Here is a 14899-nt window from a genome sequence, read left to right as displayed (position 1 = left end):
GGCCCCGCGCTACTGGTGGCGCAGGGCCTCGATCGGATCAAGGCGCGCGGCGCGGCGGGCGGGGAAGAAGCCGAACACCACCCCCACCAGCGCCGAAAAGCCGAACGCCAGCACCACCACCATCGGGTCGGGCGTGAACGGGATCACCATGTAACGCGAGGCGACATAGGCCAGCCCCAGCCCCAGCGCGATCCCCACCACACCGCCCAGCACCGAAAGCATGATCGCCTCGACCAGAAACTGTGTCAGAACCTGCCCCGCGGTCGCGCCCACCGCCAGCCGGATGCCGATCTCTCGCGTGCGCTCGGTCACCGAGACGAGCATGATGTTCATGATCCCGATGCCGCCGACCAGCAGACTGACCGCCGCGACCGACGACAGCAGCCCCGCCAGAACCGTGTTGATCGACGTCAGCATCGAGGCGATTTCCTTCATGTCGGTGACCGAGAAATTGTCCTCGGCCCCCGGCTCGATCCGGCGGCGTTCGCGCATCAGGGCGGTGATCTCGGAAATGCCGCGGGCCGAGGACACGCCGTCCTGCAACGCGATCGACATGCCGGACACATCCTGATTGCCCGCCAGCCGGCGCTGAACGGTGCGGATCGGCATCAGCAGCAGATCGTCCTGATCCTGCCCGAACGACCCCGCGCCCTTGGGCTGCAACAGCCCCACCACCTCGCACGAGATCGCCTTGATCCGAACGGTCTGCCCAAGGGCCTCGGCGCTGCCGAACAGCTTTTCGCGCACCGTCTCGCCCAGAATGCAGACGGCCGCGCCCTGACGTTCCTCGGCCGGGGTGAAGGCCCGCCCGTCGTCCAGAACCCAGTTCGACACGGTGATATAGGCCGCCGAGGTGCCGGTGATCGAGGTGGTGACATTGGCATTGCCAAAGACCACGGTGGAGGATGTCGACGAGGTCGGCGCCACCGCCGCCGTCACCGGCAGATCCTGCAACGCCTCGACATCGCGCAGGGTGAAGGCGGGGGCGGTGTCGCGCGTGCCCGGCCCCATCATGCGCTTGCCGGGCCGCACGATCAGCACATTGGTGCCAAGGCTGGCCACATTGGCCGAGACCTGCGCCGAAGAGCCCTGCCCCACCGTCACCATGGCAATGACGGCGGCAACGCCGATCACCACGCCCAGCACGGTCAGAAACGACCGCAGCTTGTTGCGGATGATGGCGATGATGGCAAGGCGGACGGTTTCCCACAGCATGTCAGACCCTCGCCACCACCGGCTCGTCCCGTGCCAGACGGCCGTCGACAAACACCACCAGACGGCTGGCATAGGCGGCGATATCCTCTTCGTGGGTGACCATGACGACGGTGATGCCTTCCCGGTTAAGCTGTTGCAGAAGCTGCATGATCTCGTGCGAACGCTGGCTGTCCAGGTTTCCCGTCGGCTCGTCGGCCAGGATCACCATCGGCTCGCCCGCAAGGGCGCGGGCGATGGCCACGCGCTGCTGCTGGCCGCCGGAAAGCTGGCTTGGGTCGTGATGCTCGCGCCCGGCAAGGCCCACCCGTTCCAGCGCAAGCCGTGCCTTCGCCACCCGTTCGGCATGGGGCAGGCCCTTGTAGATCAGCGGCAGTTCCACGTTTTCCAGCGCCGTGGTGCGCGGCAGCAGGTTGAAGCCCTGAAAGACGAAGCCCAGAAAATGCCGCCGCAGCAGGGCGCGGCCGTCGCGGTCCAGCCCCGAAACATCGGTGCCTTCGAACAGATAGCGCCCCGCGGTCGGCCGGTCGAGACAGCCGATGATGTTCATCGCCGTCGACTTGCCCGAGCCGGACGGGCCCATGATCGCCACGAACTCGCCCTTGCGGATCGCCAGATCCACGCCGTCCAGCGCGCGGACCTCGGCCTCGCCCTCGCCATAGACCCGGGCGATGCCCTGAAGCTGGATCAGCGGGGTGTCGGCCATCAGCCGGCCTCGCGCTGGTCGGTGACCACCGGATCGCCGGCAGAAAGCCCTTCTGCCGAAATCGCGGTGCGGCGGCCGTCGCTTTCGCCGGCCGTCACCGCGACGCGCACCGGCACGCCGTCCTTCAGCACCCAGATCGCCGCCCCCGCTGGCGCGGCCTGCGCCGGACCCGCGGCCGGCGGGCGCGGCATGATCAGCCCCAGAAGCCCGCCACCCCGGTTGGCCCCGCCCCCGCCCCCGCTTGCCGCCACCTGCGGCGGGGCGAAGCGCAGCGCGGCATTGGGCACCAGCAACGCCTCGGTCACCTCGGCCACGGTGATCGTCGCAGTCGCAGTCATGCCCGGGCGCAGCAGCCGGCCCGAGTTGTCCACCGACAGAACCGCCTTGTAGGTCACGACGCCCTCGGTCGTTTCGGGGGCATAGCGGACCTGCACGATCTCGGCGCGGAAGGACTGGCCCGGATAGGCATCGACGCGGAAACTGGCCGGATTGCCGACCCGCACCCGGCCGATATCGGCCTCGTCGATGTCGACGCGCAGTTCCATCCGGTCAAGATCCTCGGCCAGCGTGAACAGCACCGGCGTATTCAGCGACGAGGCCACGATCTGTCCCGCCTCGACCGCGCGATCCAGCACGATGCCCTTGATCGGCGAGCGGATCACCGATTTCTCCAGATCCGCGCGCTGCACCTGAAGATTGGCCTGCGCCAGCGACAGATCCGCAGCGGCGATCGTCACCTGCGCCTGCGCGCGGCGATGGGCCACCTCGGTCGCAAGAATGTCGAGATGGGCGGCGATACCGCGCTGATCCAGCGCCGAGCGCGACTTGAAGACCTCTTCGGCCTCGCGGGCGCTGGCCCGGGCCTGTTCAAGCCGCCCCTCGGCCGCCGCAAGCGAGGCCTCGGCGTTGGTCAGCAGCGCCCTCAGCTTGGTATCGTCCAGCCGGGCCAGCGGCTGGCCCACCTCGACCTCGTCGTTGTAATCGACCTCGACCGTGGACAGCGTTCCCGACAGTTCCGACGAGACATCGACCTGTGTGGTGGGCTGCACCGTGCCGGTGGCGGTCACCGTCACCGTCAGCCCACCGCGCTGGACCACCTCGGTCACATAGACCGGCGCCGCCCCCGTGCCGCGCTGCGCCAGCCACAGCCCGGCGCCCGCAGCCACCAGCCCCAGCCCCAGAAGCGCCCAAAGCCACCAGCCGCGCCCGCGCCGCCGCGAAAGGATGCGCGCCAGTTCCTCGCCCTTGTCCGTCATGCTTCGCCCTTTTTTGCCGGCGCGGCCGGCCATCCGTCGCGACCAAAGGCCGGACAAACTGTTGAACGGTTTGCGCCAGATCATCCGTCGTGGCGACGGCGGGTTTCGGCAGGGCAGATGGTCCTGTCGCAGGCACTTCCCAAGCGGGTCTACCCAACGGGGCGACGAAAGGGAAGGAAATGGCGTGGGCCGAACACCATGCGGCCGGGGATCATCGCCCGCACAAGGGATGGACCCCGGCGGGCGGGCATCCCAGACGCCACATGCAAGGCCACCCCGCAAGGACGGGACAGCCCCCACCGCCTTGTGGCGGTCGGTTCCGGCCGTGGCACTGACACTTGGCGCCAGCGTTCAGGGGACGATCGGGACAGCCTGCCCCAAAATCGCCCTGCTGGGACGGGAGCGGCCACGCGCCAACGTGGCATCGCGCAGGTCCGGCAAGATCGCCGCGTGCCGGATCGACACAAACCGCGGCGGGCATGGGCGCTTCGCTGACCGCGGGCGGCGGCTTGGCAAGGGGCGGCGTCGCCCCTTCGGGCGATGACAGGCGGCGGACAATCTGCTGTCACAATAGGCGCCTTGTCGCTTTTTGTCGCAGAATATGCACGGGTGTCGGAAGCGGATGGTCGGCCCCGAGGGTCAAAGCCCAATGAATGTTGCCCGAAATGGCGGCAAACGGCGCGTTTGTGCCCGCCGCGGCAGCACCCACAGCATGGGCCGGGGCGCGGCTGGGGCCCTTCCGTCGCATGGCGACACGTTTTGTAAAGGCGCATCAGCCTATCGTGCGGTCATTCGTTCTCGAACTGGGAATGCGTGGCGCGGGTCTTGCAAGGGAACGGGACAACAGAGGGATCTGGGGAAAGGCATGAAGACGCTGGTATTTCCCGGCCGCATCGGGCCGGTGCCGGAAAACCGGATGGAGTTCGTGCGCAAAATCCGCCATGCGCTGACGCTGCGCGACTGCATGGTGGCCCCCGAAGACGCCCATGCCGCATGGAGCGCCTATTCCGCCTCGGCCGGGTGGCCATGGGTCCGGGTGCCCGAAGATACCTATGAGGTTCTGTCCCGCATCCGCCCCCACCTGCGCCCCTCGCTGCCGCAGACCTGACGCGGCGCAACCTTCTGACGGGTTCCGCGGCGGCCTCAGGAACAGAACAGGCTGTCCCGCCATTGTCGCCGGCTTGCCGAAAGCCGGTTGGCACCGACGGACCCGAAAGGACATCCCATGATTCGCCTCACGACTCGCTGACTTTCGGCCGCGGGCGCAGCTTTGGCCGGCGCCGCTGTCGCGCTGGTGCAAACGGCCCATCCCCTGACCGATCCAAACCTGTGACCCGCCGGACCAGACCTCGGTCACCCATGTCCACCAGAATCCGGTCGGACCGGAAGGCGAAGTGGTCACCGACGCCGCGATCCCCGGCAACCATGGCGCGGACACAGCTTCAGCCGCGTCAATGGCCTGCCGGTGATCGTCGCACCTCGGGGCTGACACGCCGGCCGGGCGGCGACCTGCGCCGCCCGGTTCCACCGTCAGGGCAGAAGCACCGTCGCCCCGGTGGTCTGTCGCTGTTCAAGCGCATGATGCGCGCTGGCGGCGTCTTTCAGCGCGAACCGTTGCCCGATCTGCGACCGAAGCTGACCCGAGCCGATCATCGCGAACAGATCCGCAGCGCGGGCCTCAAGTTCGTCCCGCGTGGTGACATAGTGGAACAGCGACGGTCGGTTGGCGGTAAAGCTGCCAACGGCAAGATCGGAAAAGCGGAACTCGTCCAGCGGACCCGATGACTGGCCGAAGCAGATGAAACTGCCGCGCGTGCGCAGACTTTTCAGCGATCCGCGCCATGTCGTGCGGCCGACCGAATCATACACGACATCGCAGCCGCGCCCGGCGGTGATCTCGCGCACTGCGTCGGGGAAGTCGGCGCTGTCGTAATCGATCACATGATCATAGCCGGCAGCCCGCGCCGCCGCCACCTTTGCCGCGCCGCCGACCGTGCCGATGGCGGTCGCGCCCTTGGCCTTCAACCACTGCCCCAGAAGCTGGCCCACTCCGCCCGCCGCGGCATGGACCAGCACGACATGGCCCGGCTCGACGCGGAAACTGGAATGGATCAGGTAATGCGCGGTCAGCCCTTTCAGCATGATCGAGGCCGCGATCTCGTCCGAGACGCCGGCCGAAAGCTTCACCAGCCAAGCCGCCGGCACCACCCGGTGGGTGCGGTAGGCGCCATTGGGCATCGTATAGGCCACGCGGTCGCCGACTGCAAAACCGACAACCCCCTCGCCCATGGCCTCGACCACGCCCGCCGCCTCGCCGCCGGGGATCAGTTCCTCACCCGGCCACGGGTAAAGACCCGAGCGGAAATAGCAGTCGATGAAGTTCAGCCCCACCGCCGTCTGGCGGATCAGCACCTCGCCGGGGCCGGGGCGGCCGGCGGGACGCTCGGCCCATTCCAGAACCTCGGGGCCGCCAGTGCGGCGGGCGACGATGGCGAAATCGGTCATGTCTGCACCTGGAATTCTGCGTCGACCGGCACCTGCAGGGCGGTCACAAGCTGGTTGGTCTGGGCCGCCATGCCGAGAACGGCAAGGAATTCGGCATGTTGGGCATCCGTCAGGCCCTTGGCACGGGCGGCGGCGGTGTGGGAATGCACGCAGTAAGAACAGCCGTTGGTCGCCGAGACAGCGATATAGAGCAGTTCTTTCGTCAGCGGGTCCAGCGCGCCGGGCGCCATCACCACCTTCAACCGGGCCCATGTCGCTTCCAGAACGTCTGGCTGACAGGCAAGCGCACGCCAGAAGTTGTTGACGAAATCGCTTTGCCGGGTGGCCCGGATGTCGGCAAAAACGGCCGCCACTCGTGGATCGGCGGCGGCCTCGATGTCGGTCAGAAGCCGGACTGTGGCCATGGGATCTCCTGTTCGGGGCGGCCGTTGTGGCCGGGGCGCGGCATCATCGCGCCATTCTGGCACGGATTTGGCCGACGTCGAGTCCCCCGAATGCGCAGCCGGCCGGCCGCTGTGGCCCGGACCCGGCCCCGCCGATCAGGCGGCCGCGGTCACCTGCGGGTTGGACCATGCATCGTCACCGGCGGCGTCGTCCTCATCCACGATGCTGTCGATCCGTGCGATGGCGGTGCTGACCTGAGCCAGCCCCGCCGATTGCTCGGCTGCACCCGCGGCGATCGAATCGACCACCTCGCTAAGGTTCAACACTTCGGATGTGATGCGCGAAAGCGCCTCGCCGGTGGCGCCCACAAGGCCCACGCCTTCGGCCACCCGCCCGGACGAGGTCGAAACCAGACCGCGGATCTGCTGCGTCGCATCGGCCGACCGCTGCGCCAGTTTGCGCACCTCGGTCGCAACCACCGCAAAGCCCCGTCCGGCCTCGCCCGCCCGCGCCGATTCGACAGCGGCATTCAGCGCCAGAAGATCGGTCTGACGCGCGATCTCGTCGATCACCGCAACGATGCGGCCGATCTCGACCGAGGATGCCTCGATCGCGTTCATCGCCTCGGTTGCGCGGCAAACCACTGCCCCCGACTCTTCGGCATCAAGCCGGGCACGGGCCACGACGGACTGCGCGTTGCGGGCGCTGTCAGAGGCTGCCTTCGCCGCGGCGGCGATCTGCTCGACCGCGACGGCGGCGACGGCACGCTCGCGCGCACGCTCGGCCGAGATGCGCGCCGCGGCCGCCTGTTCGGCACTGACGGCCAGACGTTGGCGTCCCGCCTGGATTTCGGTCGCCGCACGGGCGCCGCGCAGCATCGACAGGACAAGGATCGCCGCCTCGAACACGACAATGGCGGCATGAAGCATGGTCCGGCCGAAATTCTCGGCCAGATCGGTCGAGGGATAGACCAGAACCGGCAGCGCCAGCCCGAAGGACAGATGGTGCACCGCCGTCACCGCACAGGCAAAAAGCAGCGCCGGAATGCTGGACATCGTGGCGACGATGGCAAGGACCGCGAAGAACAGCATATGCGTATCGATCTGCCACGAATGCCCGGCGAAGGCGGCGGTAAAGGCGATGCAATGGCCGATCAGCGACAGCGCCAGAACCAGCGACTGCGTTCGATGATCCGCCTTGCGGACCAGAAGGGCCATGCCTGAAAAAGTTGCCGCCGCGATCAGCACCGGCACCAAAGGGCCGCCCGTGAAGACCGCGGACACCGGCGCAAGGGGCAGCAGCCCCATCGTCACGATCCGTGCCAGCCCGATACCGGACTTCTTGTCGTCTTGCGCGTCAGGGGGGGTCATCACACTTCTCCGGAACCACAGGATATGCCCAGCACCGTCGGGTCCAGCACCCACCATGCCCCTGCCGCCGCCAGCGCCGCGGCATCCGCGCCGTCGGCCAATACGGACAGGGGGGCCTGGGTCGGCCCGACGATCACGCCCCCGGCCTGCCGCACGACTTCGGCCGCGCCGCCGCCCCATGGGGGCGCCACGACAAGATACGGTCCGTTGCCACGGTCGAAACCACCCCCCGCCGAGAGCGCCGCGGTCTCAAGCGCGAGACAGGCGGCGGCTCCGGGGCAGAGGTAGAGGAGCGAGGACAAGATTTTCATTATGGGTGGATTATCCTTCGTGGGACATTAATCAACCCTTGCGTGCTTTTGCATCATTAAAAGATATCCTTTTGCGGTGGCGATATATCCTTTTATGCGATGTCCGCGCCCGCACCGACACGCAGGGTTGCATGCCGGTGCGCCGGCAGGACTGCGGTTGCAGGCGGCCGCACCACCCTGTCGGTCGGCTGTTGCGGGTTCGCCGGGGGCGAACCTCTCATCCCGGAAATCCGGGGGCCCGGCGATCGCCGCGCCACGGCGATGACAGCGACATGTGCGGGCGCCCCGTGCCCTGCCAAAGATGGCATACGTTTGCAGATCCGCATCGTCCGGCAGCATGGCCAAAGGTCGTAATGAGATATCGCAACGAGCCCTTTCCTCTCCAGCGCGAGAAGTATACAATCTTTAGTTGTCGCCCCACCCATCAGCGGATTCTTTTGATCCATGCCGAACGATGCACCCTCAACCGTTTGGAATCACAGGTCTTTCATGGACATGATCCAGTCGTCGCACGAATCGCTGCGCGGGGCGGTGGCACGGGACACCATCGCTCCGGCGACGATGGCGGAACGACGCATCAAACCGCTGGCCAGCTATGCCCGCGAACCGTGGCGCCCCGGCCCGCCGTTCTGGGGACCGACGAAACCCCCCGTCGACACCGACGCGCCAGAGCCGGAAGAACTGCTGATCCCGCTGGTGCTGCCGATCTTCATCACCGCCAGCGTTTTTCTAAGCATGCTGCTGATCCTTGCCTGACATGGCAAGGCGGGGCTGATCGCCCCGCAAAATGAAAAAAGGCGCGGCGCCAAGTGGCAGCCGCGCCCTTTTTGTCAGGTCGGGAAGGGTCAGGCGACGCGCGTGCGCTGGAATCCGTCATCCTCGGTGTCGGGGCCGCGCAACTCGAAGGCGAAGCCGCCGTTCCTGACCGGGGCACGCGCCGGGTGCGGGGCGGGCTCGGCCGGGCGCCGGGCCACGGGCTGCACGGCGGGCATGGGCGCCGGTTCGGACGCCGGTTCGGTCCGGTCGGCAAGACGGAAGTATCCAACTGCGGCGCGCAGATCCTCGGCCCGGTCCGACAGATCGGCGGCGCTGGCGGAAAGCTGCTCGGCGGCCGAGTTGTTCTGCTGGGTGACCGTGTCAAGCTGCTGGATCGCAAGGCTGACCTGCGCCGCGCCCGAGGACAGTTCGCGCGAGGCGGTCGAGATATCGGTCACAAGCCCCGAGGTCAGTTCGATGTCGGGCACAAGACCGTCGATCATCCCCCCCGCCGCCACCGCCGACCGCGCGGTGGTGATCGACAGGGTCGAGATTTCGGCCGCCGCCTGCTGGCTGCGCTCGGCCAGTTTGCGCACCTCGGACGCGACCACGGCGAAACCGCGGCCATGTTCGCCCGCCCGCGCGGCTTCGACCGCGGCATTCAGCGCCAGAAGATCGGTCTGGCGCGCGATTTCCTGCACCACGTTGATCCGGTCGGCAATCGCTCGCACCGCCCCCACCGCATCCGTCACCGCCCGCCCGCTTTCGCGCGCATCATCGGCCGATTTCAGGGCCATCTTTTCGGTCTGAACCGCGTTTTCGGCGCTTTGCTTGATGTTGGCGGCCATTTCCTCGACCGAGGCCGAAGCCTGCATCGTGGCCGACGCCTGTTCGTTCGCGCCCTGACTCAGCTGTTCCGACGTGGCGGCGACTTCGGCGCTGCCGGCCGCCACCTGCCCCACGGCCGAGGTGACCTTGCCCACCACGTCGCGCAGATTCAGCACCATCGCGTTCAGCGCGGCCAGAAGGTCGGTGATCTCGTCATGGCCGCGCAGCGCCGCCGTTTCGGTCAGATCGCCATCCGCGACACGCCGCGTCAGGGCAAGCGCCCGCGTCAGACCGCGCCCGATCGAGATGATGATCCACAGCGACGCGGCGATCGCGATGACGCTGCCAATGGCGATGCCGCCAGCCATGACCTGCATCACCTGACGCTGCGACGCCTCGGCGGCGGCCACGGTCAGCTGCAACCGCTGAATGCTGGCGTCGCGCAATTCCTCGACGATCTGCATCCGCTGGGTTTGCAACCGGCTGAAGTAATCGCCCCACAACAGCTTGCGCGCTTCTTCGACACGGCCTTCGCCCGACAGCAGGATGGCCTTGTCATTCATCTTGATCGACTGCTTCCACAGTTCCTCATACTGCACCAGACGCTCGCGGTCGGCGGCATCCGACACCGCCATCAGCCCGTCAAAGGCTGCGCGCATGAAGACGCGGGACTGTTTCAGATCCTCGACATGCGCGGCCTTGTCGCCTTCAGGCGCCAACATGTGATCGCGCACCGCACCTTTCATGCGCATCTGCTCGGCGTTCAGCCGCTCGGCCAGGCGGACCTGTTCGAAGTTGCGGTCGACAAGGGTCGCAATTTCGGTGCTGAGATGGTCGATGGTATGAAGCGAATAAAGGTTGGCCGCGCCCGCCATGACGAAGATCGCCAGAAAGGTCGCAATCAGTTTGGTGCGGATAGTCAATCGCATGGTAGCTTTCCTAAGAAGCGCCAAGCCGCGGGGGGCCTGATCGCACAGTGACCGGGACCGGAATGACAGCTGGCCCCACGCGGCAACACGGGCGGGCGATCCCTAACCCAGAACCTTCTTCATCACGGCCAGAAGCTGGGCCTGCGTGAAGGGCTTGACCATCCAGCCAAGCGCACCGGCCTCGCGCGCCTGGGCTTTCAGCCCGTCGGCGGATTCGGTCGAAAGAAACACGATGGGCGTGCCGCGTCCCGAAGGGTGGCTGCGATAGGCCCGGATGAAGCCAAGCCCATCGAGGTTGGGCATGTTCTGATCGGTCAGGATCGCATCGACCCGGCGCGACAAAGCAACCTCGAGCGCCTGCTGCCCGTCGCCGGCTTCGATCACGTCATAGCCGGCTTCGCGCAGGGTCAGCGCCACCATGCACCGGATCGAGGGCGAATCGTCTACCGCAAGAACGGTCCGCGTCATCGGACCCACCCTTTTCTGACTCTGGACAGTTGCCCGCCCTGACTCCACTGCATGGTGATGCCATCCTTCCTGTCGCTCTGCCTGATGTTGCGCGCCGGGAATGCCCGATCAACTCCAGAGGGAAACGGACATCCGCAGGATCATTTGAGTCCCTGCGCCGGACAAATCGACGATCCTTTCGGGTAGACAGACAGGACAAATGGAACCACCAGAGGATTTCATGGACACGACGCTGCTTCTCGATGCCCTGCGCCGCGCACATTTGGCCGATCCCGACCCGGATGCCCCGATACGGATCGACCGGCTTCGGCGTCTGGAAACCGCCTTGCAGGCGTGGGAGTCCCGCCTTGTCGCCGCGATTCATGCCGATTTCGGCCATCGCAGCGCGGCGGAAAGCGGGCTGTTCGACATCACCCTGCCCATCGCAGACATCCGCTTCGCGCGCCGGTCGCTGCGGCGCTGGATGCGGCCGCGCCGGGTCGCGGTGCCGGCCTATCTGCAACCGGCAAAGGCGCTGCTGCGGCCGCAGCCGCTGGGGGTGGTGGGCATCATCGCGCCGTGGAATTTCCCTGTCTATCTGACGGCAGGGCCGCTGGCGATGGTTCTGGCCGCGGGCAACCGGGCGATGGTGAAGCCGTCAGAGCTGACGCCCGCCACCGCGGATGTGCTGAACGCGCTGCTGACCGAAACCTTCGCCCCGGACGAGGTCGCCTGCGTGACCGGCGGCCCCGATGTGGCCGCGAATGTGGCCGCCCTGCCTTTCGATCATCTGGTGTTCACCGGATCGACCGCGGTCGGCCGCAAGGTCGCCGAGGCGGCGGCGCGGAACCTGACGCCGGTCACGCTGGAACTTGGCGGCAAGTCGCCGGCGATCCTTGCAGCTTCGGCCGATCCGCAGCGCGCGGCGCGGCGGATCGCATGGGGCAAGCTGGCGAATGCGGGGCAGATCTGCATCGCACCGGATTACGCGCTGGTTCACCGGCCGCTGATCGGGCCGTTCGTGGACAGTCTGGCCGAGGCGATGCGCCGGATGTTGCCCGAAGGCGCGGCAAGCGCGGATTATGGCGCCATCGTCTCGGACCGGCACCGGACGCGGCTGGAGTCCCTGCTGGCCGAGGCCGAGGCCGCAGGCGCCCGGGTGATCCGCCCGGTCGGGGCCGCCCCGGGGCCGGGCCTGCGCCGGATGGCCCCCGCGATCGTGCTGGACCCGCCCCCCGACCTGCGGCTGATGCAGGAAGAGATCTTCGGCCCCATCCTGCCGGTCATCGCCTATGACAGCCGCGACGAGGCGTTGGCCCGCGTGGCGGACGGGCCGCGGCCGCTGGCGCTGTATCTGTTCGCCGAGGCGGCCGAGGATCGGCAGGCGTGGATCGCGCGCAGTCTGGCGGGGGGAATGGCGGTGAACGACACGCTGCTGCATGTCGCCTGCAATGGCCTGCCCTTTGGCGGGGTCGGCGCCTCGGGCACCGGATCGTGGCATGGCGAGGACGGCTTTCGCCGTTTCAGCCACATGAAGCCGGTGCTGATCCAAAGCCGTCTGAACGGCGGCTTCCTGATGGAGCCGCCCTTCAGCGGTTGGAAGGCGCGGGCGCTGCGGATCTTTCGCCGGATCGTCTGACGCGGGGGCCGGCGGTCAAAGCAGGAAATCCGTGGCGCTCAGCGTCACCGGATCGTCAAGGAAGATGCGGAAATCGGCGATGCGGTCGCCGTTCACGTCACCCTCGATCATCCGTCCGCCCTCGTTTGCGAAGTAGCGCAATTGCCCTGCCGTGCCGCCAAAGGCTTTCGTGGCGATGAAGGTAAACGCCTGATCCCCCGCCAGCTTGCTGTTCGCATCGATCTGGGACAGGCTGATCTTGTCAACGCGCCGCGCAAAGTCGGTGATCAGGTCAGGCGCAGCCACGGCGCTGTCGGCAAGGTCGGTAAAGACGAAGACATCCGACCCCGCCCCGCCGGTCATGGTATCGCGCCCGGCACCGCCGGTCAGCCGGTCGTTGCCCGCGTCGCCCCGCAGCACATCATTGCCCGGACCGCCAAACAGATGGTCAAGACCGACCCCACCGCCAAGGACGTCATTCCCGCCGTCGCCGTGAAGCGTGTCGTTGCCATCGCCGCCAAACAGACGGTCGGCGCCGGTTCCGCCATACAGAACATCCGCCCCGGCAAAGCCATCCAGCCGGTCGTTGCCCGCCGCGCCCGAAATCGTGTCACCCGCACCCGAGCCGGCCAGCCGGTCATCCAGCGCGCCCCCGGACATCGTCACGCCCACGGTGGCCAGCGTGAATTCGACGCAGATCGACTCGTAGGCTGCCAGTGAGACCGACAGGCCGCCCCCCGCCATCAGATCGGTCTGCGACAGCACGCCGATGCGCGCCGCAGCCCCGGGATCAAGCGGATCAGCGCCCATGGTGCCGATGGTGGTGGCCCAGACATGGCGATAACCGGCGGCGACATCCGACACGTCGAAAGTGCCGGTCGCGACCTCGCCGGTCATGTTGGACAGGAACAGCATCGTCCGGGCGTCGCTGCCGAAAACCCTCACCTGCATGTCACCGATGACAGGCAGCGTATCGATCAGTTGCAGCCCGATCAGTTCCTCGTTCAGGATGCGGAAGGCCTCGCCGGCGGCGGTCAGACCCTCATAGGCATCGCCCGCAAGGCCAGAGGCGGTTGACAGGCTGGTGATGTTGTTTTGCTGCACAGTCCAGACATTGGCGTGGCGGACGCCAGCCTCGACCGCTTCCGCAAACAGCGCGACCAGCCACGGCACCTGCAAAAGCCCGGTCGCGGACTCGTTCCGGGCCGCCACGTTCCATTCGCTCACATAGCGCGACATGTCCTGAAAGTTGGCGTTCTGCGCGGTAAGGCTGTCCCATCTGTCGAACGGGTCATAGGCCCAGCCATCCACCGAAGATCCGGTCAGGTAGCGGTGGGTCACGATACCGTCGATCGCTCTCTGCTCGGCCTCAAGGTTGAACTCGCGGAAGATCAGCGACGTCGAGCTGACGGTCGGGCCGCTATAGCCTTCGGGAACCGGCTCGCCATTCGGCTGCACCCATTCCGCCTTGCCGCCGGGGCCGACCTGCACGACGATTTCAGGCTCGGCCCAGCCGGCCGGCAGGGTATTCGCGGCGCGAAACTCATCGATGGCGCTTTGGACCACCATTGCCAGCCGGCTGGCGATGCGGCCATATTCCACGGCGCTCAGCGTCTCGCCAAAGAAGGCGGTATTGTCGGCCCACCACTCATTGCCCAGCTCGATCGCCTCGACCGTCACGCCGGCGGCAAGGGCACGGGCCAGAAACTCGGTGGTGAAAGCCTTGACCATGGCGGCATCCACCGCCTCGTATCGGTTGCCGGCCGCATCGCGGGTGGTGCCGGCAAAGCGGATCGTCGGCATGACGAAGGTCAGGGCAAAGCCCGCCTCGCCCGCGGCCGACACCGCATCCCACAGACCCAGCGTCCGGGGTTGCATCGGCCCGGTCAGATCGGGGTCGAACAGGTGCGTGGCATCGCCATACAGATAGTTCTGCATCGACCCGTTCGGGTTTGCCAGATCGAAGAACCGTTCCGACAGCATCCCGCCGGGATAGCGCAGAGTCGAGGCCCCGATCTCTTGCAGGGCGCGGATATAGGTGCCCGACGGATCAAGGGTATCGCGATCAAACAGCAGATTCACACCAAAGTGGCGATCGGTGATGACGGCGCCCGTCCGGTCGTTACCCGCGGTTCTGGAGGCGATCACGATCATGTCCGGTTCCTTTGCGAAGTGCCGCTCCGTCCGCGGGACTGTGTGTCGGCCCTGAACCCCGCATCAGCCCACCGTGCGGCCGCCAAGGACAGCCCGGCTTCGGCAAGGATCAGCGGCATGGCACGACTCAACCCATGGACGATATGCGGAACAGGATGCGTAATAATCGCCATTCCCAAGCCGGCCGCAAATATCCTTTCGCATGGGATTCGCCCTAATTCGGCTGAATCTCTCCGCGCCGCTTGCGGCCCTGCACAACCGCAAGGCACCGCACCGGCACCTGCCCCGGTCGGCCACAGCGGGAACCCGGCTTTGTGGTGCGGGCCGGCTCTGCTATGCTGCGCCCACTTCCGGACGGCCGCTTCCTGGATCGGCGCCGCGTCACTTCCGGCCCTGCATCCCGACCCGGCACCCGCCCGGCAG

The 14899-nt window shown here is 67.1% G+C and carries 13 protein-coding genes; 3 read left to right on the top strand and 10 right to left on the bottom strand.

Annotation, left to right across the window (positions count from 1 at the left end; all coding sequences use genetic code 11):
* Positions 1-9: 9 nt before the first annotated feature.
* From CRO07_RS08030 to CRO07_RS08020, 3 genes are read right to left on the bottom strand one after another with little or no spacing between them, the layout of a single operon-like run.
* Entirely contained in the window at positions 10-1215 is a 1206-nt protein-coding gene (locus CRO07_RS08030) for an ABC transporter permease (RefSeq protein ID WP_097030174.1), read from the bottom strand.
* A 1-nt stretch (position 1216) separates the two neighbouring features.
* Positions 1217-1918 carry an ABC transporter ATP-binding protein gene (locus tag CRO07_RS08025; protein ID WP_097030173.1) on the bottom strand — a complete coding sequence of 234 codons (702 nt, stop codon included), beginning with the start codon at positions 1916-1918 and terminating at the stop codon, positions 1217-1219.
* Positions 1918-3174, bottom strand: a complete 1257-nt coding sequence (locus CRO07_RS08020; protein WP_097030279.1) for an efflux RND transporter periplasmic adaptor subunit — start codon at positions 3172-3174, stop codon at positions 1918-1920. Before CRO07_RS08020 ends, CRO07_RS08025 begins: the two co-directional genes overlap by 1 nt.
* An 865-nt stretch (positions 3175-4039) precedes the next feature.
* Here CRO07_RS08020 and CRO07_RS08015 point away from each other — a divergent pair.
* A complete protein-coding gene (locus CRO07_RS08015; RefSeq protein WP_176504516.1) occupies positions 4040-4282 on the top strand; it encodes a hypothetical protein in 243 nt (80 codons plus the stop codon).
* A gap of 422 nt (positions 4283-4704) precedes the next feature.
* Here CRO07_RS08015 and CRO07_RS08010 read toward each other — a convergent pair whose 3' ends face one another.
* From CRO07_RS08010 to CRO07_RS07995, 4 genes are all read right to left on the bottom strand, one after another.
* Positions 4705-5679 (bottom strand): quinone oxidoreductase family protein, encoded by a 975-nt coding sequence (locus tag CRO07_RS08010; protein WP_097030172.1) that lies wholly within the window; start codon positions 5677-5679, stop codon positions 4705-4707.
* Complete coding sequence (locus tag CRO07_RS08005; RefSeq protein WP_097030171.1) at positions 5676-6083, bottom strand: carboxymuconolactone decarboxylase family protein; 408 nt, start codon at positions 6081-6083, stop codon at positions 5676-5678. The genes CRO07_RS08010 and CRO07_RS08005 overlap by 4 nt, the downstream gene beginning before the upstream one ends.
* A gap of 135 nt (positions 6084-6218) precedes the next feature.
* Complete coding sequence (locus CRO07_RS08000) at positions 6219-7433, bottom strand: methyl-accepting chemotaxis protein (protein ID WP_204839992.1); 1215 nt, start codon at positions 7431-7433, stop codon at positions 6219-6221.
* Positions 7433-7744: a hypothetical protein gene (locus tag CRO07_RS07995; protein WP_097030169.1), complete on the bottom strand. Its 312-nt coding sequence runs from the start codon at positions 7742-7744 to the stop codon at positions 7433-7435. The genes CRO07_RS08000 and CRO07_RS07995 overlap by 1 nt, the downstream gene beginning before the upstream one ends.
* A gap of 489 nt (positions 7745-8233) precedes the next feature.
* Between CRO07_RS07995 and CRO07_RS07990 the strand changes: the two genes are divergently transcribed.
* Positions 8234-8500 carry a hypothetical protein gene (locus tag CRO07_RS07990; RefSeq protein ID WP_097030168.1) on the top strand — a complete coding sequence of 89 codons (267 nt, stop codon included), beginning with the start codon at positions 8234-8236 and terminating at the stop codon, positions 8498-8500.
* A gap of 89 nt (positions 8501-8589) precedes the next feature.
* Here CRO07_RS07990 and CRO07_RS07985 read toward each other — a convergent pair whose 3' ends face one another.
* Positions 8590-10257 carry a methyl-accepting chemotaxis protein gene (locus CRO07_RS07985; protein ID WP_097030167.1) on the bottom strand — a complete coding sequence of 556 codons (1668 nt, stop codon included), beginning with the start codon at positions 10255-10257 and terminating at the stop codon, positions 8590-8592.
* A gap of 102 nt (positions 10258-10359) precedes the next feature.
* Positions 10360-10725 (bottom strand): response regulator, encoded by a 366-nt coding sequence (locus tag CRO07_RS07980; protein ID WP_097030166.1) that lies wholly within the window; start codon positions 10723-10725, stop codon positions 10360-10362.
* A 199-nt stretch (positions 10726-10924) separates the two neighbouring features.
* Between CRO07_RS07980 and CRO07_RS07975 the strand changes: the two genes are divergently transcribed.
* Complete coding sequence (locus CRO07_RS07975) at positions 10925-12343, top strand: coniferyl aldehyde dehydrogenase (protein ID WP_235840954.1); 1419 nt, start codon at positions 10925-10927, stop codon at positions 12341-12343.
* 15 nt (positions 12344-12358) lie between these two features.
* On the opposite strand, the gene CRO07_RS07970 is transcribed toward CRO07_RS07975, so the two are convergent.
* A complete protein-coding gene (locus CRO07_RS07970) occupies positions 12359-14476 on the bottom strand; it encodes a calcium-binding protein (protein ID WP_097030164.1) in 2118 nt (705 codons plus the stop codon).
* Between the last annotated feature and the right edge of the window lie 423 nt (positions 14477-14899).

Origin of the sequence: Cereibacter ovatus (assembly GCF_900207575.1) — a bacterium.
GTDB lineage: Bacteria > Pseudomonadota > Alphaproteobacteria > Rhodobacterales > Rhodobacteraceae > Cereibacter_A > Cereibacter_A ovatus.
The sequence above is the reverse complement of the archived record's forward strand: the minus strand, read 5'-3'. Positions and strand labels throughout refer to the sequence as shown.

What these genes read in the sequence shown, in the direction of transcription:
- CRO07_RS08000 (WP_204839992.1), bottom strand. Translation starts at nt 7,433, where the DNA reads ATGACCCCCCCTGACGCGCAAGACGACAAGAAGTCCGGTATCGGGCTG.
- CRO07_RS07980 (WP_097030166.1), bottom strand. Translation starts at nt 10,725, where the DNA reads ATGACGCGGACCGTTCTTGCGGTAGACGATTCGCCCTCGATCCGGTGC.
- CRO07_RS07970 (WP_097030164.1), bottom strand. Translation starts at nt 14,476, where the DNA reads ATGATCGTGATCGCCTCCAGAACCGCGGGTAACGACCGGACGGGCGCC.
- CRO07_RS08010 (WP_097030172.1), bottom strand. Translation starts at nt 5,679, where the DNA reads ATGACCGATTTCGCCATCGTCGCCCGCCGCACTGGCGGCCCCGAGGTT.
- CRO07_RS07975 (WP_235840954.1), top strand. Translation starts at nt 10,925, where the DNA reads ATGGAACCACCAGAGGATTTCATGGACACGACGCTGCTTCTCGATGCC.
- CRO07_RS08020 (WP_097030279.1), bottom strand. Translation starts at nt 3,174, where the DNA reads ATGACGGACAAGGGCGAGGAACTGGCGCGCATCCTTTCGCGGCGGCGC.
- CRO07_RS08030 (WP_097030174.1), bottom strand. Translation starts at nt 1,215, where the DNA reads ATGCTGTGGGAAACCGTCCGCCTTGCCATCATCGCCATCATCCGCAAC.
- CRO07_RS07985 (WP_097030167.1), bottom strand. Translation starts at nt 10,257, where the DNA reads ATGCGATTGACTATCCGCACCAAACTGATTGCGACCTTTCTGGCGATC.
- CRO07_RS08025 (WP_097030173.1), bottom strand. Translation starts at nt 1,918, where the DNA reads ATGGCCGACACCCCGCTGATCCAGCTTCAGGGCATCGCCCGGGTCTAT.
- CRO07_RS08015 (WP_176504516.1), top strand. Translation starts at nt 4,040, where the DNA reads ATGAAGACGCTGGTATTTCCCGGCCGCATCGGGCCGGTGCCGGAAAAC.
- CRO07_RS07990 (WP_097030168.1), top strand. Translation starts at nt 8,234, where the DNA reads ATGGACATGATCCAGTCGTCGCACGAATCGCTGCGCGGGGCGGTGGCA.
- CRO07_RS07995 (WP_097030169.1), bottom strand. Translation starts at nt 7,744, where the DNA reads ATGAAAATCTTGTCCTCGCTCCTCTACCTCTGCCCCGGAGCCGCCGCC.
- CRO07_RS08005 (WP_097030171.1), bottom strand. Translation starts at nt 6,083, where the DNA reads ATGGCCACAGTCCGGCTTCTGACCGACATCGAGGCCGCCGCCGATCCA.